19 protein-coding genes are annotated in these 19,462 nt (G+C 32.4%); 6 read left to right on the top strand and 13 right to left on the bottom strand.

What is annotated here, in order from left to right:
• Window positions 1-82: 82 nt before the first annotated feature.
• Window positions 83-853, top strand: coding sequence for a hypothetical protein (locus JJQ60_RS18595; protein WP_201923766.1), 771 nt, complete (start codon window positions 83-85; stop codon window positions 851-853).
• A 113-nt stretch (window positions 854-966) separates the two neighbouring features.
• Here JJQ60_RS18595 and JJQ60_RS18590 read toward each other — a convergent pair whose 3' ends face one another.
• Window positions 967-1,812 (bottom strand): M57 family metalloprotease, encoded by an 846-nt coding sequence (locus JJQ60_RS18590; protein WP_201923764.1) that lies wholly within the window; start codon window positions 1,810-1,812, stop codon window positions 967-969.
• A gap of 234 nt (window positions 1,813-2,046) precedes the next feature.
• Window positions 2,047-2,625 (bottom strand): hypothetical protein, encoded by a 579-nt coding sequence (locus tag JJQ60_RS18585; protein WP_201923762.1) that lies wholly within the window; start codon window positions 2,623-2,625, stop codon window positions 2,047-2,049.
• Between the two features lie 248 nt (window positions 2,626-2,873).
• Between JJQ60_RS18585 and JJQ60_RS18580 the strand changes: the two genes are divergently transcribed.
• Together JJQ60_RS18580 and JJQ60_RS18575 are read left to right on the top strand one after the other, a co-directional pair.
• A complete protein-coding gene (locus JJQ60_RS18580; protein ID WP_201923760.1) occupies window positions 2,874-3,929 on the top strand; it encodes a sensor histidine kinase in 1,056 nt (351 codons plus the stop codon).
• Window positions 3,926-4,675 (top strand): LytR/AlgR family response regulator transcription factor, encoded by a 750-nt coding sequence (locus tag JJQ60_RS18575; RefSeq protein ID WP_201923758.1) that lies wholly within the window; start codon window positions 3,926-3,928, stop codon window positions 4,673-4,675. The genes JJQ60_RS18580 and JJQ60_RS18575 overlap by 4 nt, the downstream gene beginning before the upstream one ends.
• A gap of 6 nt (window positions 4,676-4,681) precedes the next feature.
• Here the strand turns inward: JJQ60_RS18575 and JJQ60_RS18570 are convergent, their stop codons facing one another.
• The 6 genes from JJQ60_RS18570 to JJQ60_RS18545 all read right to left on the bottom strand — a co-directional run bounded on the left by JJQ60_RS18570 (window position 4,682) and on the right by JJQ60_RS18545 (window position 10,751).
• Window positions 4,682-5,341 carry an alpha/beta hydrolase gene (locus JJQ60_RS18570; RefSeq protein ID WP_201923754.1) on the bottom strand — a complete coding sequence of 220 codons (660 nt, stop codon included), beginning with the start codon at window positions 5,339-5,341 and terminating at the stop codon, window positions 4,682-4,684.
• A 30-nt stretch (window positions 5,342-5,371) separates the two neighbouring features.
• Window positions 5,372-5,701, bottom strand: a complete 330-nt coding sequence (locus tag JJQ60_RS18565) for a DUF4870 domain-containing protein (protein WP_201923751.1) — start codon at window positions 5,699-5,701, stop codon at window positions 5,372-5,374.
• A gap of 94 nt (window positions 5,702-5,795) precedes the next feature.
• Window positions 5,796-7,049 (bottom strand): dihydroorotase, encoded by a 1,254-nt coding sequence (locus JJQ60_RS18560; RefSeq protein ID WP_201923749.1) that lies wholly within the window; start codon window positions 7,047-7,049, stop codon window positions 5,796-5,798.
• Window positions 7,046-8,974, bottom strand: coding sequence for a vWA domain-containing protein (locus tag JJQ60_RS18555; protein WP_201923748.1), 1,929 nt, complete (start codon window positions 8,972-8,974; stop codon window positions 7,046-7,048). Before JJQ60_RS18555 ends, JJQ60_RS18560 begins: the two co-directional genes overlap by 4 nt.
• A 98-nt stretch (window positions 8,975-9,072) precedes the next feature.
• Window positions 9,073-10,047 carry a YitT family protein gene (locus JJQ60_RS18550; protein ID WP_201923746.1) on the bottom strand — a complete coding sequence of 325 codons (975 nt, stop codon included), beginning with the start codon at window positions 10,045-10,047 and terminating at the stop codon, window positions 9,073-9,075.
• Window positions 10,048-10,217: 170 nt separating this feature from the next.
• Entirely contained in the window at window positions 10,218-10,751 is a 534-nt protein-coding gene (locus tag JJQ60_RS18545; RefSeq protein ID WP_201923744.1) for a porin family protein, read from the bottom strand.
• 151 nt (window positions 10,752-10,902) lie between these two features.
• Here JJQ60_RS18545 and JJQ60_RS18540 point away from each other — a divergent pair, with 151 nt between their 5' ends.
• Window positions 10,903-12,465: an NAD(P)/FAD-dependent oxidoreductase gene (locus JJQ60_RS18540; protein ID WP_201923742.1), complete on the top strand. Its 1,563-nt coding sequence runs from the start codon at window positions 10,903-10,905 to the stop codon at window positions 12,463-12,465.
• Between the two features lie 2 nt (window positions 12,466-12,467).
• Here the strand turns inward: JJQ60_RS18540 and JJQ60_RS18535 are convergent, their stop codons facing one another.
• The 3 genes from JJQ60_RS18535 to JJQ60_RS18525 form a co-directional block, all read right to left on the bottom strand.
• A complete protein-coding gene (locus JJQ60_RS18535; protein WP_201923739.1) occupies window positions 12,468-13,676 on the bottom strand; it encodes a sensor histidine kinase in 1,209 nt (402 codons plus the stop codon).
• 243 nt (window positions 13,677-13,919) lie between these two features.
• Complete coding sequence (locus JJQ60_RS18530; RefSeq protein WP_201923737.1) at window positions 13,920-15,722, bottom strand: cytochrome-c peroxidase; 1,803 nt, start codon at window positions 15,720-15,722, stop codon at window positions 13,920-13,922.
• 7 nt (window positions 15,723-15,729) lie between these two features.
• Window positions 15,730-17,193 carry a PhoX family protein gene (locus JJQ60_RS18525; RefSeq protein WP_201923735.1) on the bottom strand — a complete coding sequence of 488 codons (1,464 nt, stop codon included), beginning with the start codon at window positions 17,191-17,193 and terminating at the stop codon, window positions 15,730-15,732.
• 234 nt (window positions 17,194-17,427) lie between these two features.
• Here JJQ60_RS18525 and JJQ60_RS18520 point away from each other — a divergent pair, with 234 nt between their 5' ends.
• The gene (locus tag JJQ60_RS18520) at window positions 17,428-17,691 is read left to right on the top strand and encodes a hypothetical protein (protein WP_201923733.1); all 264 of its coding nucleotides are present in this window, start codon (window positions 17,428-17,430) and stop codon (window positions 17,689-17,691) included.
• Window positions 17,692-18,009: a hypothetical protein gene (locus JJQ60_RS18515; protein WP_201923730.1), complete on the top strand. Its 318-nt coding sequence runs from the start codon at window positions 17,692-17,694 to the stop codon at window positions 18,007-18,009. It abuts the gene before it with no gap.
• A gap of 2 nt (window positions 18,010-18,011) precedes the next feature.
• Here JJQ60_RS18515 and JJQ60_RS18510 read toward each other — a convergent pair whose 3' ends face one another.
• Window positions 18,012-18,785, bottom strand: a complete 774-nt coding sequence (locus JJQ60_RS18510) for a TIGR02757 family protein (RefSeq protein ID WP_201923727.1) — start codon at window positions 18,783-18,785, stop codon at window positions 18,012-18,014.
• A gap of 5 nt (window positions 18,786-18,790) precedes the next feature.
• The gene (locus JJQ60_RS18505; protein WP_201923725.1) at window positions 18,791-19,453 is read right to left on the bottom strand and encodes an ABC transporter ATP-binding protein; all 663 of its coding nucleotides are present in this window, start codon (window positions 19,451-19,453) and stop codon (window positions 18,791-18,793) included.
• Window positions 19,454-19,462 lie beyond the last annotated feature (9 nt).

Raw genomic sequence — 19,462 nt, 5'->3', positions numbered from 1 at the left:
ACAATTAAATTTGTAAAAAATATTTGTACGATTTCTAACTAATATTTTAGAATGTCTACATCACCCCAATAAACCCAAAATAATGACAAAGCTTGAACATCACAAAGTTGTGAAGATTGAAGAGAATTCTTCTTTTGAAAATAGGCTTTTTACCCTATTTAAAAATGCAATTAGCGACGAAGTATCTCTTACAGATTTTAGAAAAATGTTTTCTAAACTGGAAAAGATGGACGTTTATATCATGAAAAAAAATGGTAAAGATATAGGTCTCGCTTATTTTATGTATTGTCAGGACCCAAACATTCCAAAAAATTTATACGTTAGACCGGGTATCGGAGTAATAGGAGAGGAGCGCGGTTCATATTTTCCAAAAAGTATCATTATGAATACCATGATTAAAACTAAGTTGAAAAACTTATCTAAAAAAGTGTACATGGTAAGCGTAACCATGAATCCAATAGTATATGTCGCGGCGTGTAAATATTGGCGATATGTATATCCAAAACCCACCCGTAGAAGTAGTGATAGCGTGATAAATGCAAAAAACAAAATTATAGACCTTTTTCATTTAAACGAGGTGAAAAAAGATGTTATAGAAATTTCTTTCTCATTACCTGAAATTGAGGAAACAAAAAAGAAATTTTCTCATTCGAATAAAAACAATGCTTATGTTAAGTATTTTGTTGACAGAATAAAGGATGAAGAATGCAATAGAGGAGTACTTACGATTATACCTATAAATTTTATCAACTTAATAGCTGTAGTAAGACGAAAAACTAATGACGATATCAAAAAGCTAATACACAAAGTACTAGATCAGAAAATTAAAAGAAGATTTAGTCCTGCGGGATAAGGATGTATATTAAGAATAAAAAAGCCTTATAAGTTCTTTAAGAACTTATAAGGCTTTTTCTTTTTTACTTGATCTCTATCCAAGAAACCTTGCCTTATTTTCCATATCTAATATTAATACAGGAAGTTAAGTGCAGTAATGTCATCTTCATTAAAAGGTCGATCACCTAAATCTGTACAAGATAACATCCAAGATGCAGCTTCAAGAGTAGCTCCTTCAGGAGTACCGGGTATAAGATTAGCACCAACATCACCTTCACCTTCGTTAACTGGATCTCCACCACAAGAAATACTTCTGTCAAAGAAATCTGTATGTCTAAAACCAATACAATGACCTAACTCATGAGCTACAATTGTTGCAATACCTTCAGTAGAGATACCAAAATTTGCATTTAACACTCCACTTAACGAAATGTCATCAAATGGATCACCTGCATCCGTAGGGAATCCCGCAGAACCTAAAATGCCAAAAAGTTCAAAGAAAAAGTTTAATCTTGTAATTTCAATATCGGCATTTCTTACACTGTTTACTCTTTCAAAAGTAATCTCTAGTTCCTCAGCGTTATAGCGATCAATAGCCATGTCTATTGCGGTAGAAGTAACAGCATCGAATCCGGCTCGCCCACCTTCTCTGGCAAATACAGTGATATTCCTACTTCCATTAGTAGCAACAAGGTTATTGGTGCTGTATTGTTTCTGAGAAATGGTAATACCATCACCTTTTTTACTCGGACTCATAATGTCTGCAAGTGGAAGATAAATGTCACCCTCTACAAGGTAGCCATTTTTAAATTCAATTGGGGGTTGATCTGTAACATTAAATCCTGAAGCTTTTAGCGCATTGAGTACCTCATCTGGTACATCTTGATTTATTGTTGATTCGGTGTCTTGTTGCTCACATGCAACAAAAAAAACACTCAATAATAGCATGAGTGCAATTAATGCATTGAATTTTTTCATGTTATAGTATATTTAAGTTGAAGTTTTACTTCTTAAATATAATTTAAAAATCAGATAAATTCAATTTCAAGTTATTAATTATGAGTATTTTAAGAGTTTTGTTTGTGTTGTCTATATCATAATTATTAATAAATAAGCTTAGTTCTAAATTCTAATATTATTTCTTAATCTGATATAAGAATGATAGATGAAGTTTAAAGGCAAATTCATTCTTAAAAACAGAGTTAAACTACACTAAAAATTAAATTCTTGAACAAAATACTCGCCATTACTTACTCGTATTTTCGCTTTTGAGGTAAAGGATGAAAAATCGAATAATTTTTTGATCACGGATTTGGATGATACAATTTTTGAAACCAAAGTATTTCCATACTCATCAACAATATCAATAACCACCTTTCTTTGTAATGAATTTAGTACATATAGTAAGACCTCTTTTTCTTTTTTAATGAAAATAGGCTTAAAAATTTCATTTGGATGTCCCTGGGCCATTGCTGTTTCTCCATCATATTTATATGTTGCCTCTATACTCTTGTATTTATTTTCAATACGTATTATAAACATATCTCCATTTAATTCATTTAAAGAAAATTTTTGTTGTAAAAGATCAGGTTTTTTTGCAGTTTCATTAAACAAAACTATGTTTGATCGATCTTTGATGATTAGCGAGGTTTCTATACTTTCAAAACCAAAATAATCAAGTGTTATATTCTTATTTTCTGAAGAAACTAATACTATGTTTTTAAAGCTATCGTTAGCAAAACTTACAGTATATAAAAAAACTACTAAAACTAAGGTTAAATGCGTTTTCATGATGAATAAATTTTATTGTTTTCATCAAATGTAGGGTAAGAGGTGATGCCATTTTGAGAAATAGGACGAGTGATATAAATCTGAATTCGGACAACTCTAAAGATATGTAATTGAGGATAAACTGCTTAGATTCCGGTTTTAATACATGTTTATATGCTAAGGGGTCGTTCGTCCTTTTTTTTTAAACCTTAGTCATGAAAATTGAACTCTTTAACGTCATAGATCATAATTAGTCGTAATATAGTAGTATGAATTGGTTGAAAACTTATAATACCTGGACACGAGAACGTATAGGTAGACATCTCCTATACTGGAGTTTTTGGAGTGTTTTATATATACTGACCAATTATTTTACAGTTTATGATAGAACAATTTGGCAATGCATTTGTCATGAATTATTAGTGCTTCCGATTAAAATGGGTTGTGCTTATTTTATTGCATATTTTTTAATGCCAAAATACTTGTATAAAAAGTTGTATCTTAAGTTTATAATAACCACAACGATAACGGCTGGTATCTTTGGTTGGATGTTATTATTGTTATATTTTGAGATCATTTATCCCACTATTTTGAGCAAAACTGGATATTATACTGATCATGCCAGTTTTATTTATAAGGGTATAGAACTAATATATATTACTTCTTTAGTGCTGGGGATAAAGTTTTTTCAGAACTTTTTACAAGAGCGCCAGCGTAATCAAACCCTATTACAAGAAAAAATAGAGGCTGAGTTACGCTTCTTAAAAAACCAAGTTCAGCCCCATTTTTTGTTTAATACCCTTAATAATATATATGGGATGGTATTGTCAAATAATAAAAGTGCGGGAGAATCCATTATCAAGCTTTCTGAAATATTGGGATATTTACTTTATGATAGCGATGTTGAACTGATTTTAATAGCTTCTGAGATTGATAATTTAGAAAATTTTATTGAGTTGGAACGACTGCGATATGATCGAAAATTAGATTTTACATATCAAAAGTCTGTGATCCCTTTTGATGTCTATATTTCTCCCTTAATTTTATTACCTTTTGTTGAAAATGCCTTCAAACATGGCCCCGCAAAAGAAGAAGGGAAATCTATAATAGATTTAAAAATAGAAATAGTAGAGGATACTTTAAATTTTACGATTAGAAATACATATAATGAATTGTCAATTGATAGTAATTTGAAGTCGGGTATTGGCTTGAAAAACATTACTAAGAGATTAAAATTGATTTATCCCGAAAGGCATGAATTACATATTGAAAGAGGAGAAATGTTTGAAGTGAATTTGAAAATCACATTATCTGAAAGTGTATGACTCAAAAAATCAACTGTATAATTATTGATGATGAAGAAATGGCTACGAAAGTTATAGCCAAGCACTTAGAAAACGTACCTGATTTTAAGATCGTCGGTATTTTTCATAGTGCCGTTGAAGCATTTTTAATGATAGATGATTTAGAAGTAGATGTGCTATTTTTGGATATTCAAATGCCTAAAATGACAGGGCTCTCTATGTTGAAGATGCTAAAAAAACAACCCTTAACTGTGCTTACCACGGCTCATCGCGAATATGCGATCGAAGGGTTTCAGTTAGAAGTGGTTGATTATTTACTAAAACCTATTGGTCTCAATAGGTTTCTTCAAACAATTGGACGTATAAAACGGTTAATTCATAAAGGTGATGAACAAATTAATACTAAAAAGAATGAAACTGAAATAGCTATAGAAACCCCAGAAGTATTAGATCATATTTTCGTAAAATCGGAAAGGGCTTTTGTAAAAATCGATTTCTCTACCATTTTGCAAATTGAAGCCATTAAAAACCACATAAAAATTGTTACAACAAAAGAAACTCATATAAGTCTTATGTCTGTTTCAGAATTTGAGATGAAGTTACCACCCAAGGATTTTATCCGCATTCATCGTTCGTATATTATTAACATTGCACAGGTAAAGCGTTTTGATAATAATAGTGTAACCAATGACAGTGGGGTGTTTCCAATTGGAAGGTCTTACAAAGAAATTGCAAGGGATTTACTAAACAAAAGGTTAATTAAATAAGTTACATTAGATTAAACTATTCAACCAATCTTTAAATTGATAAAAGTTCTGAGGAGCCACACCATGACCTACAGGAAATTCATTTAAACTAGTGTCAATCCCTATTTCAGCAAGGCGCTCAGGAGCTTTTCGTGCCCAATCTATGGGGATTACCTGATCAACACTTCCATGTGAGCAATAGATATTCAATTTTGAAAAATCATTAGCATCATATCCATTTTTAAGAATATCTTCATTGAGATATCCACTTAATGCAATTACATTCTTTACTTTTTCCGGATACGATAGTGCTACGGCATAACTTAAGATTGTTCCTTGACTAAATCCAAGTAATGTTACATTATTGGGATCCAGATCATATGCTTTTACAGCCTCATCTATAAAATAAGCAATTTTATCCCTAGATTTTATCGCTTGTTGATCATCGCTAAATTTTCCTTGTGCCGCATCAAAATAAATTGCATACCACGCATTGCCATAAGGCTGCATAGGATAAGGAGCTCTAACAGAAATTATAAATAGCTCTTCTTGTAGTTCTGTGGCAAATGAAAAAAGATCATTTTCGTCACTCCCGTAACCATGAAACATGAATAGAACAGGAGTATTTTCTTTTTTTATAGAGGGCTCTTTAATAATGTGATGTAAAGACAGTGATTTTGCTTGCATTCTTTTTAAAAATATATGATTTTGGTGGAATTACTTGATAAAACTAAACCAATTTTGAAATAAAGGTCCAAGGATGGGAACTGTTTTTTGTTCTTCTCGTATTGCCGTAATTAGACCAAATACCCACAGTACAATAATAAATATGTAAAACGCTGAGGAAATAGCCCATGAATCAAAAATACTAACTAAAGCACCCAAAATGTAAAACGAGATATTTACTCCTAATGCTTGCCTAATATGAAAACTGGCGAACATGTTCTTATTATCTTGATTCATAAAAAAAGCAACAATGGTACCTATAATTGTAATGTAAGCAACAATGGCCGCTGTTTTTCCTTGTTTTGCATAATCTGATTGCATGATTGATGTATTATTTTATTAACACTGACTTGTCGAAGTGTTCTGTTATTGTTATTAAAAAAGGCATAAACATGTTTAGCCCCTGTATATAAATTTACTTGAGTATTATTTTCCCATCTGACACGATACCAAACACATTACCTTTCACTGATTTTTGAAGAAAAGCGCTATTTTTTGATGATGAAAGTATATTATCTATAGTAAAAGTTGAATTTCCTTCTGGATTAAACAATGATAAATCTGCTGTACTGTTTATATCTATAGTGTCATTTTCGATCTCAAAAACTGATCGTCCTTTGGTAAGCATTGACACTGTTTTTTCAACTCCAAAGATAGTATTAAGTGTACCAAATGCACTTTCTAAACCAATAGTGCCATATTTTGCATTATCAAACTCTACATTTTTATGTTCAATATCCATAGGTTGGTGGTCGCTGGTCACCATATCAATAATGCCATCTTTTACTCCTTGTTGCAATGCATCAACATCTGTCTTAGTTCTTAATGGAGGCAGTACTTTATAATTTGAATCAAATCTTACCAATTCTGCATCAGTAAGTAGTAGATTGTGAATACTTGTACTACAGCTTATTTGTAAACCCTTGTTTTTGGCTTCTTTTATCAATGCTACTGATTTTGCTGTAGAAATCGTTGGAATATGTAGTTTACCACCCGTGTACTCTAATAGAAAAAGATCTCTTGCAACTTGTAGTTCTTCTGCAAGAGCTGGTATTCCTTTTAAACCTAATAGTGTACTTTGTTGTTCTTCATTTACCATTCCTTTACCAGCAATATGATTTTCTTGTGGAAACGATAAGACTAATCCATTAAAGTTTTGAGCGTAGAGAAGAGCAATTTTTAACAAGTTAGGGTTTTGTATTGATTTCTTATAATCCCCAAAAGCAATGGCACCAGCTTGTTTCATATCATACAGCTCTGCCATATCTACTCCCTCAGATTTCACGGTTAATGCTCCTATAGGATATAGTTTTACGGCACTATGTTGAGCTTTCCCTTTTAAGAACCCCACAGATGCACTAGTGTCTGTAATAGGAAGGGTATTTGGGTTTAGTGCTATGCCCGTAAAACCACTTTTGGAGGCTACCTCAAGGCCATGTTCAATGGTCTCTCTTTCTTCGTATCCAGGTTCTCCAAAACTTACACTGCTGTCAAACCATCCTCTAGAGACATGGAGGTTTTCTAATTGTATTTCTTTGCTATTATCTTTAGCTTTAATAGAAGTATTTATATCTGTAACAATGCCATTTTCGATCTGTATATCAACTGTTTTTTTATGAAAAGGTGATTTTGGATCTATTACTGTAGCAGCCTTTAGTAAGAAGTTCATTTCAGATATTTTAATAGTAGTATTTCGATTAATAGGAATATCAGGGCAAAAATAACAAACCATTTCCAAAGTTCATTAACACTAGTCTCTTCTTTTATTTGATCAAAAAGTGCTGTGATTGATTCGTTGACCTGATAACCTGCATTTGTAGTAAGATCATAATACAGTAAACTACTTTCAGAACTATTATAATTATAACTTATATGTTGTATTATAGCACCTTTTTTATCTTGTAGTTTATATATACCGGCTTTGGTAGGAACCTCTCCAGTAGTTATGCGCACTTTATTGGGATAATTTTGTTGTAACGGAATAATGCTTTCCTCATCTGAGACCAATGATAAAATACCATCTTGACCTAATGATATCGGTATATCATATGAATTTGTTTGGCCTATAGTATATGATATATCGGTGTGTTGTAAACTTTGTTTTCCAATATTGTATAGGGTAGGGACAATTAGTGGAGAGTTCTTAAAGTTAGAATTCTCATTGTTGATTGGCGCAGTAAATACATAGATACCATTAGTTTTATATAAAAATGGACTGTTATCTTCAAAAGACAATATCACATTTGTCGCATTGGCTTGATAGTAGCTATTTACTTTCGGATATTGAAAATTTACTACCCTTTTATCAAACACCCCTTTAAATAACGGATGAGAAAAATTTATACTTGTAATCTTTTTTTCCTGAGTGTTTTCTGCAAGTAAGGTAGTTCTAGAAAAACTATTGATAAATTGTTGGTACGAAACTAAATCTCCTTGTATAGCAGGAATAAAACAGACATTTCCACCCTGATTAATAAAAGGTTTTAAAGCATTAATCAATGATATTGGTATTTGTTTAACTTCATTAATCACAACCAAATTGGCATCACTAATATCATTATAATTAAGTGTTTCTATAGAATTACTAATTAATAAAAACTCATCTGATGTATAGATGTTTTTAATAAAATTATCACTAGCTTCATTTATAGCAACAACTTTTATTTTTTCAGGAGTATTAATAGTAAAGTATCTTGAATTATCAAAAGTAATTGCCGGATCTTCAATAATAATTCGCCCATTAATTTTTGTGTTTTCAGCTAGGCGAAACTCTGTATTAGTTTTACTGTTCTTAGGAATCGAAACTGAAGTCTTTCCAATTAATTGATCATCATTATACAATGCCACAGATACATTTTCAAGATTAGCTTCAGAATTACTCAAAATAACTTGAAGCATTAAGTCATTATTGGGGTTTCGTAGCAAATACAAGCTATCCAGAGCTATATTTTGCCTAGTAACTGGTTGTAATTGTACTAGGTTGGTTTTTGTATCTGTGTCTGTTGGTAATACAAATACATCCTCTTTTTGTTGAAAATCAGAAACCATAATAATACGCTTAATAGTTTCTGGAGATTTGCTAAGCAATTGTTTGGCTTTTAAGTATGCCGCATTATAAGGTAGTTGGTTAGAACTATAGTCTAACTGTAGCAACTCATTTTGAATATCCTTTTTGGTAATTTTAGTAAATGTTTCAGTATTCGTAAAAAGTGATATGGTTTCTTCTTCGGGTATGTCACTAAGAATTTCCTGAACTGCACGTTTCAAAAGAGGTCCTTTAGAACCTTTGGCTTGCATACTAAACGAATTATCAAGATATATAACAATTTCACTCTTCTTACCTACAATTTCATCTGAAGCTAAAAAGGGTTGAGAAAATGCTATGATTATAGCCGCTAATGCCAATAAACGAGCAAGAAGAGTAAGCCATTTCTTGAGTTTTGAACTTTTACGAGTTTGTATCGTAACCGCTTTTAAAAATTGAACATTGGTGAAAGCTACTTTTTGAAACTTTCGTAGTTGAAACAAATGAACCAGAATAGGAATGATTAGAGCAAAAAGTGCGTAGAGAAATTCGGGATGTTTAAACTGCATTCCTATTTAATGTTTGTGTAAATATAAGGTATATGAATTACGAAATACAAATTCTCAAATCAAAAATCTTATGTGTAAAACTACAATTTCTTTTATCACTATATGGGGCGTTTTTTGATCATACCCCCACGGGTATCATTAATACTGTGCATGATTACAAAAGCGTCAGGGTCAATTTTTTCAATTTCGGTATTAAGTTTACTAATTTCAAGTCGAGTTATTACTGTGTATATAATATCAATTTGATTCATACTCTTTCCATGGTTTCCATATCCTTGTTTACCTTGGTAAATAGTTATCCCTCGTCTCATTTTATGGGTTATCATTTCTATAATTTCATCATTTCGTTCAGAAATGATCGTTACTCCTGTATATTCTTCTATACCTTCGATTACAAAATCAAGGGTTTTTGATGCCGATAAATAGGTTAACATAGAATATAAGGCAGTTTCAACCGACAATAGATACGCGGCTGCCAAAAAAATAACAATGTTAATAATCGTTATAGCATCACCAACAGTGGTTCCTAATTTTCTGCTCATAAAAATAGCAAGGACTTCAGTCCCGTCAAGGACACCCCCACCACGAACAGAAAGCCCAATACCTGCCCCAAGAAAAAAACCTCCAAAAACAGATACTAATAGTTTATCCTGGGTTACTTCTGGAAAATCAAAAACAAAAAGGGTAATTGCAAGTGCAAGAATGGCAATAGTAGCCCGAATTGCGAACCTTTGTCCAATCACTTTAAGTCCAAGAAGTATAAATGGTATATTAATTAGCAAAATAAGAATATAAAGTGGGAGTGAGGTTATTTCTGAAATCAACAGAGAAATTCCGGTAACTCCACCATCTATAAACATATTTGGTAATAAAAAACTTTCAAGTCCAAAGGCAGCTGAGACTACTCCAAGTGCTATAAGAAGACTATCTTTAATAAGAGAAAAAATTGATACTCTTAGCTGAGTTGTTTGTTTATATACATCATATGATGTAAGGGTATTATTTCTCTTATAACTTTTTAAATTAAGCGTTGTTAAAAAATTGATAATTCTACGTTTCCGAGTGGGTTTCATTGATAATAGGGGATAACAACTAGTACATTGATTTATAAATGTGTGAAATACTGGTACGGATAAAGCTACATAAGGTTTTTGTTCTAAAAACTAACTTTAACAAACCTTTGGGCTATAAAAAAAGCGGAAGGTATACCTTCCGCTTTTTTTATTAAGAAATATATATCTTTTTAGAATATGTAGTATCCTACAGATATTTGGAATGCCTTATTTTTTCCGTCAAAACCATCTACAACATCTGTTAATCCAAAATTATAGCGTATTTGACCAAATACTGGCCCAAATTCGACACCTGCACCAACAGCCCCACTAATATCAAAGCTTTCTGACTCTAAAGTTGAGAAAAAAGCATTTTTAACACCATCATTTACTACAAAACCAAATTGTGGTCCAGCTTCAACACTAAAAATCTTAGCAAATTTGAGCTTAGCCAATACTGGAATGTTTAAGTAATCAACGTCAAAAATATCTGTACCCTGCGTAGAGTATAATAATTCTGGCTGTATAGCAAACGTATCGGCAAGTCCAAGTTGAAGAACCGCACCTATATGATATCCCGTTCTTGAATCAGGATCAACTCCAGCAACTTCAAAATCAACGTCGGCCAGGTTAAGTCCTCCCTTGAAACCAAACTTAACATTTTGTGCCTGAGAAGATAACGAAAAACTGATTACCGCAATAGCCAATAAAAAAAGCTTTTTCATAATTCTAAATTTAAGGTTTGTTTAATTCAAATATATAAAACTATTACCTTAATAAACGGTTAAACTTTATTTATATTCTGTTATTTTAACACACACTTTTGAAATAAAGATTATCGTATCTTCGCCTTATAATTAGAAATCTTACGCAAAATTGCAATACGAATTTACAATACAAGTTCCTCCAGAAGTTGCTGCCCATCAAGAAAAATTGAAAATAGGTGTAGCAAAAAAAAATGGTATCCCAATAGATGAAATTAGACATATACAGATTCTTAAACGTTCTATAGATGCCAGACAACGAGCTATTAAGATAAACTTAAAGATAAAAGTATTTGTACAGGAAGATTTCACAGATCAACCTATAAAACTACCAGATTACCCAAATGTTTCAAGTGCTTCAGAAGTTGTAATAATTGGAGCAGGTCCGGCAGGATTGTTTGCCGCGCTGCGTTGTATAGAACTTGGATATAAACCAATCGTTTTAGAACGTGGAAAAGATGTTAGAAACCGGCGACGGGATCTTAAAGCAATTAATAGAGATCATATCGTCAATGAAGATTCTAATTATTGTTTTGGAGAAGGTGGAGCAGGAACGTATAGCGATGGCAAGTTATATACGCGATCAAAGAAGAGGGGAGATGTACAGCGTATTTTAGAGCTTTTAGTAGGTTTTGGGGCTACAGATCAGATCTTGGTAGAAGCGCATCCGCACATAGGAACCAACAAATTGCCAGGAATTATAGCCGCTATTCGCGAAAAAATTATAGAAACAGGTGGAGAAATTCATTTTGAGACTCGTGTTATTGATTTGATCATCAAGAATTCTGAGATCAATGGAGTAACATTGCATAATAAGAGTACGATAGCAACTAATAAAGTAATATTGGCTACAGGCCATTCTGCCAGAGATATTTTTGAACTCCTTTATCAAAAGAAAATTGAAATTGAAGCAAAACCTTTTGCTTTGGGAGTGCGTGTAGAGCATTCTCAGCAATTGATAGACCAGATTCAATATAAATGCGATATCAGGAGCCCATATTTGCCACCATCACCATATAGTATTGTAAAACAAGTAGATGGTCGAGGGATATATTCTTTTTGCATGTGCCCGGGAGGCGTAATTGCACCTTGTGCAACAAGTCCTGGCGAGGTAGTTACTAATGGATGGTCACCTTCTAAAAGAGATCAACCTACTTCTAATAGTGGAATTGTTGTAGAACTGCGATTAGAAGATTTTAAACCTTTTGAAAAGTATGGTCCGCTATCGGGAATGCATTTTCAAAAAAGTATAGAACAACAAGCATGGCATATAGGAGGAGAAACTCAAAAGGTTCCAGCACAACGATTGGTTGATCTGGTAGATGAAAAAGTATCCACAAATCTTCCGCTAACATCCTATAAACCGGGTTTGACTTCTGCAGATATGAAAAGTGTATTTCCAGAGTTTATTCATAAAACATTGAAGTATGGCTTTAAGGAGTTTAATAAGAGCATGAAAGGCTATCTAACAAATGAAGCAGTTGTACATGCACCAGAATCTCGAACATCGTCGCCAGTTCGAATACCCCGAGATTGGAAAACATTAGAACATATTCAAATTAAAGGATTGTATCCCTGCGGAGAAGGAGCTGGATATGCTGGAGGAATAATTTCGGCTGCAATTGATGGTGAAAAATGTGCAGAAGCGTGCATAAAAACAATGAAGACCAAATAAAACTAAATTGGCTTCTGAATACAAAAATCAAATGTAGTCTGTACCTTTTCTTGAGAGGTTACGTTAATAGTTCCATTAAGCTTTTCAACCAGTTTTTTTACGGTTGATAATCCAATTCCATTACCCTTATTACCGTTTCTATCTACCATGTTTGCTGTTGTAAATAGGTCAAAAATGGTATCGATTTCATCCTTTGGAATGCCCATTCCATTATCAGTAATTTTGAAATAATAGAACTTTTCATCTTCGTTTGCCTCAATACAAATGACTATTTGATCTTTGTCATTATACTTGATGCTGTTCCCGATTAGATTGAAAAAAATTTGTTTTAAAGCTAATCGATTACACTCTAATATAGGGTTGTTTTCTGGATAATGTATAGTAAAATCAGGTTTTATACTTAATAATGCAACAATTTCTTTTAAGAAATCATTTAAATAAAACGTTTCCGGTTTATTATTAATTAAACTTTCACTTTCATAATGGCCCAGAACATCACTAATATAATTACTCATAGAAAATGAAGAAGTTTTGATATAATCAAAATACTCCATACTTTCTTTATCTAGTTTTCCGTTAAGGATTATTTTTAATAAATCCGTTGTAGAAATAATATTTGCTAATGGCATTTTCAGATCATGTGATATTACTCTGGCAAAATCTTTCAAAGATTCATTTCTTCTCTTTAGTTTACGTTGAAATTTTTCAAGATCATTATTTTTCTTATTGAGTTCAAAAAGAATAGTGACTTGATTGGCCAAGGATTTTAGCGATTCAAGTTGTCGTTCAGAAAGTTCTTTGGGCTTACTATCTATAACACATAGGGTTCCTAAGGCAAATCCATTTTTATCGACCAACGGTATACCTGCATAAAAAATCCCAATCTTATCTTTTTGAGTGAAAGGATTATCGCGAAAACGTTCATCTTTTCTGGCATCATTTACTATTAAAGGGTTTTCTGGATCGAGGATCGCATGAGCACAAAAAGAAAAATCTCTATGAGTTTCTGAAACCTTTAACCCCTGTTTGGACTTAAACCATTGCCTATCTTTATCAATAAGTGATATTAAAGCGATTTCAGTACCGCATATAAACGTTGCCAAACTCGTAATATCATCAAATTCTTTTTCATATTCTGTGTCCAAAATATTCAATGATTTTAAGGCTTGTAATCTAAATCTTTCGTTTGTTGGTATAGCAGCTGTTATCATTCTATTGCAAAGAATTGATTTGTGGATTATATCAATTCTTAATAAAATTAACAAAAAATTATCAAATACAGATTGCTAATTATCTTTAATATAGTGAATTATGGAATAACCGTAATATGTTTAAAATAAAACCATTATAAAAGTAGCCGCTATATGTTTTAAGTAAGAACGACATGATCTTATACAATACTGTGTATTGGTGTTTTTTTGGCTATTCATTTATATTTAACTATTACTTATCTATTATAGATCTTTGTCTTCAAGAGATTTTATAAAATCAATAATGTCGTTAATTTCTTGATCGGTCAAATTTAGTTTAACAGGTGGTAAGGTTTGTAATTTTTGATGAATACCAATTCCTGCTCCACCGCCGCGATTATAGAAATTCATAACCTCTTTCAGGGTATTGAAAACTCCGTTATGCATGTATGGACTTGTTATATTTGCATTTCGTACCGTAGACGTTTTAAAAAAGTGTTTTCTTTCTGGAGTTTTATACACGTAGTATCTTCCTAAATCACTACTTATTTTGGCATGTATAGTATCATTTTCTTCTGGCACTCCAATTAATTCAATCTCCGATTCTTTATAATCAGGAGGTACAGTGCCATTAAATACAGGAGCAAAATGGCAAGTTGCACATTTGGCTTTACCATTAAATAAATTGAAGCCATTAATTTCATTTTGTGTAAGTGATCTTTCTTTATTATTAATGTTTCGATCAAACTTTGAGTTAAAAGGTGTTAAGCTTCTAATATAACTAGCTATGGCATTCCTAATTTCTACATTTGTTATTCCTTTATTGGGATAAGATATAGAAAAGTCATGTATATACGTGCTATCATTGCGTACAGCTTTTTCTAAAGTTTCTAAATCCGAATGAAATTCATTTTTATTTTTTACTACAGCAATGATTTGGCCTTCAAGGCTTCCTGCTCTTTTGTCATAAAAGAATCCTTTTTGAAGCGCGGCATAGAGTAGTGTGGGTGCATTACGAGTTACTCCCTTGCTTACTTTCAATCCATCTGTAAATGCTTTGTTTGAATGATGACATGTAGCACAACTTATTTTTTTGCTCGAAGAAAGTCGGGCATCATTAAATAGTTTTTTCCCTAATTCTATTCTCTCTGGAGTAGTTTTTCCAGAATTTCTGTCTGAAAAATACGTTAAATTAAATGTATTGGATTCAAATAGAGAGGTTGCATCATTTTTTATAGCCAGCTCGAACGGAAAACGTACATTCCAATCGGCAACAATCTGGTTCCACAAATCTAGTTGTTTGTGTGTGTGGTTTTTAATAAAATGATATCGGTCAAAAGAATTAAAATCTCCATTTAAGTCTTCGATGGATTGATCTATTTCTATTTTCAAATCTTCATAAAGTGCTTTGTTTTCAAATTTATTTTCGAAAATTGACAGATAAGTTTTTAGACTTTGGTATACTATTTTAGATTCTTCTAATGAATTTTCCAGAACAGGAGAATCAAAGCCTGTAATTCCTGTGAGAGCAATTCTTATAAATGATTTTCTAAACAACCATAAGAAATGATAAGACTTTAGGTGACTAAAACTAATATTCTCTTTGATTAGTTTTAATCGGTTAGACACCAAATTCAAATGTTTTATTACGTTCAAAGAATCTAATTCTTCTGCGAAAATTTCTTCTTCTAAAACTTGATATCCACTAGGTTTTTTGATTTTAATGTCTGTAAAATCTTCTTCTTCAATTTTGGTAATATTAGGTTGATTTAGAAACCCATAATTTTCGGTGTCGAGAAAAGATAAAATAGGTTCGGTTTTTTTGAAATATTTACGAGATGTTACATAATACTCACAAACTTTATCCATATTAGCCGTTGCACTATCTAAAGACGCAATAGACATAGAAATATCCTTGATAAATTGCTCTTTCATTAGTGCATTCGATGGAACTCTTTTACTTTTTTCTACTTTATCCGAAGAACAAGAAGCAATTAAACTTAATATAATGAAGAGGCTTATCGCGAAATAAACCTCTTTAGTATTGATTGAAATTGAAATGATCATATATGCTTTACCTTTCTAATCCTTTTATTACATACAACATACTTCCTTCTTTGCGACTGTTGGCAATATCAGGATTAGCTGTTGGATCTGTAAATGGTGTACCATCCGCTCGTTCCCAACCATGATTTTGAGTTATCATAAGAAAAGTTTCATCTACTCCGATAGTTTCTGAAATATCAATCATACCAGTGATCTCCCAGATTCTATTTGCGGGACCGTATCCTTGGGCTTCGGCCTTGAGCTGATCACATTCTAATACCGTTTTTAATTCTCCGGTATTTAAGTTGTATTGATATAATCTAGAGTAGTGAGCCGCAGCTGGTTTAAAGTCCTGAATCCCGTTAGGGTCTTCTTGAATATATGCGTAGTTTTCGGTTACCAAAATGTTGTCTGGGCTATGAAAAGCTTCAGCAATACCACCTTCTTTATCACCATCAAGAATACAAATTATTTTACCAGGTTCTTGAGGGTTTTTTGGGTTAAGAATTACTTTATAGATTCTTCCGGAGCGCGTACCTTTTCCGATTAATCCTGGTTTATCTCTTCCTGTTACGGCAAAATAAACTTCCTGATTGTTTTTTCGGGCACCTCTTCTCCAATCGATATCTTCTAATCTAGAGAACCCCATTATGCGTTTTTCTTTAGCTTCGGCATCTAATAAATCAATCTCTCTTTCTTTTAATTCAACAAACTCCATATCATATGCGACTCCTTCTTCCATATCCATTTCATAAGTAACTCCTGGTGAAGTAACTTTTAGCCCATATAGTTTACCTCCTTCTAAATCACCATGTCGTCCAACATACATACCTAGTTGTCCAGATGGGATTTCATTGTTACTATTATCATCTCCAATAAAGACAACAGTTTTTCCTGAATATGCTCGTATACCCAGTGCGACAGCATTTTCTGTAGACCATTGACCCATGGCGGGTAACATTCTAGGAACTGAAGCTTCGGTTGCATCTCTATAGGGATCTGTTGCAAAAACACCTTTAGAGTTTCCTCCCCATTCTCCGCCAGAAAGATATAATGGACCAAAACCATGTACCGATGGAGTTATAAGGGAGCCAGAGCATTGAGCTGTGTTTGCTGTTGCTACGGCATTTAGAATGTGTTCCCCTTTTATGGGCTTGAAAGTTTCATCTAGCGTAATTCTAGCAACAGAATAATCTGCTTCAATATTATTAATTAGTGTAAAAGTCCCATCGTTATTTTTTAATAACCCTGCACCATCTGCCATAGATCCATATGTAAAATCTGGAATATAAGTATCTTCGGATGACAGTAAGTTGTAGATTTCTATATCAGAAAATTCAGGAGTTTTTTCTAATAGCACCGGGGAAACAGAATGGTTTTTCAATTCAATTTTTCCTGTTGGAGGTTTTACGGGACCTGTATAATCGTCAAGATCGCATGATGTAAACAGCAAAGCCGATGCAACTGCAGTAATTATAAAATGATTTTTCATGATTGGTGAGTTTTCGTTTTTTACAAATTTACTCCGAGAGGTGCCGTAATAACTTTATGAAGATGTTTTATGTTTATTAAAGAAATATCATCTTAATGTTTCGAATGTAAAGGAATTATTATTCTTTAGAATGAATCTAAGTGTCTTTAATTTTCTTGGTGAATTTATAATATCTCCATGATATAATAAATATTCCTATCTTCATCTAGGAAAGTAATTAGAAGTAGAAAAATAATGCCTATTATAAAAACTAAAGATTTAGAGATTATATTAGAAGAAGGAGAATATAATCAAGTACTAATTAAAGCTATGCAAGAAAATTTCTATCTATATATTATTGATAAGGAAGGAAACACACTCATGCATGGTGATTATAAAAATGAACGTAAAAGATATAGACACCCTGAACAAATATTGGAATGGTTAAAAAGAAAATTTAATATTTGTTATGTGGAAATCGATACCAAATTATGGGCTCCTCAATTAAAAAGAAAATAAATGCTAGAGAAATATAATAAGCGACATTTTTTTGGGGTTCTTAAATCAATTCTTATTGGACTGTTTTTATATACTTTGACTGGTCTACTCTTAGCATTTGTAATCGTTACTTTTTTTGGTAGTGATCATCCACATAGTATTGATGGTGTTTTATATTTTATTATACCAATATTTTATGGTATTACTGGGATTGGGATTGGTTTGATTTTTGCATTAATTCGATTACGGGACTTTTCTATGATTTGGGTAGTAAAAAAAATACTTCTAAGTTTAACTTTGATGGTTCTGGTCAGTATTCTATACTTTGTTTATATCTGATTTTAGAATTTTTCGAAAACTCCTAATCCGAATAAAGCATAGTCATATTTGACAGGATCAATAGGATCTAGTTTTCTTAGCTTTTCATCTAATTCTGATAAAGCTTTACCATCATTTTGTTTTCGTTTAAGTAATCCAAGTTTGCGTGCAACATTACCAGAATGAACATCTAATGGACAAGACAGTTGAGAAGGAGAGAGGTTCTTCCAAATCCCAAGATCAACACCAGCTTTAGAATCCCTCACCATCCACCTCAAAAACATGTTAATTCTTTTGGCGGCAGAATTTTTATACGGATCGCTTATATGCTTCTCTGTTCTAGTTAGATGAGGAAGTGAAAAAAATTCTTTCTTAAAGTGATGGATCGCATTTTGAAAATTATTTTCTGTACTAAACTGCGCATAAAAACTTTCCATATCACCATGATTGGTATAAATTTCTTTTAGTGCTATAATGAAGTATGACAGATCAATACTGTTAAACGTACGATGCACAAACCCTTCTAACCGTTCTAAGTCTGTTTTTGTATGATGCATAACAAAATCGTAAGGAGTATTTCCAAGAAGTCCCATCAATTTATGCGCATTGGTTAGAATACTTTTACGATTTCCCCAGGAAATTGTAGCTGTTAAAAAACCTGAGATTTCAATATCTTCTTTTTGTGTAAACAAATGGGGGATTTGTATGGGATCTGTTTCTATAAATTTTGGTTGTTCGTAAAAAGAAGCTTTTTCGTCAAGAAAGCCTTTGAGGTCTAGTATATCTAGTTTTTTCACTTGTTTTATCCAATTATTTTACCATCTACCATTACCAATTTTCGATCTGCCATGTCAGCTAATTCTTGATTATGAGTTACAATCACAAAAGTTTGTCCAAACTCATCTCTAAGTTTAAAAAACAATTTATGCAGATTTTCTGCAGCCTCGCTATCAAGGTTTCCAGAGGGTTCATCGGCAAAAATCACTTTTGGATTATTGATTAATGCTCTTGCAACAGCCACTCGCTGTTGTTCTCCTCCTGATAATTCATTTGGTTTATGGTCATATCGGTGCGAAAGCCCTAAGAAATCTAACAATTCTTTGGCTCTTTTTTCGGCTTTAGCTTTTGGTGTTTTCTTTATAAAAGCCGGAATACATACATTTTCTAAAGCGGTAAACTCTGGTAATAATTGATGAAACTGAAAAATAAATCCAAGTTGTTCATTTCTAAATTTTGAAAGCTGCTTTTGCGAAAGCTTATCAATGCTGGCCTCGTTTATTGTTAAAAGACTTTCATTAATTGTATTGGCTCGATCTAGTGTGCCTAAAATTTGTAACAATGTGGTTTTTCCGGCTCCCGATGCTCCTACAATAGAAACAATTTCCCCTTTTTTAATATGCAAATCTACACCCTTAAGAACGTGTAAATCACCATAATATTTATGGATGTTTTTTGCTTTGATCATGTATTTTTC

Source organism: Aquimarina mytili (genome assembly GCF_016735115.1).
GTDB classification, from domain to species: Bacteria; Bacteroidota; Bacteroidia; order Flavobacteriales; family Flavobacteriaceae; genus Aquimarina; species Aquimarina mytili.
This window is presented reverse-complemented; position numbering and strand designations above follow the sequence as displayed.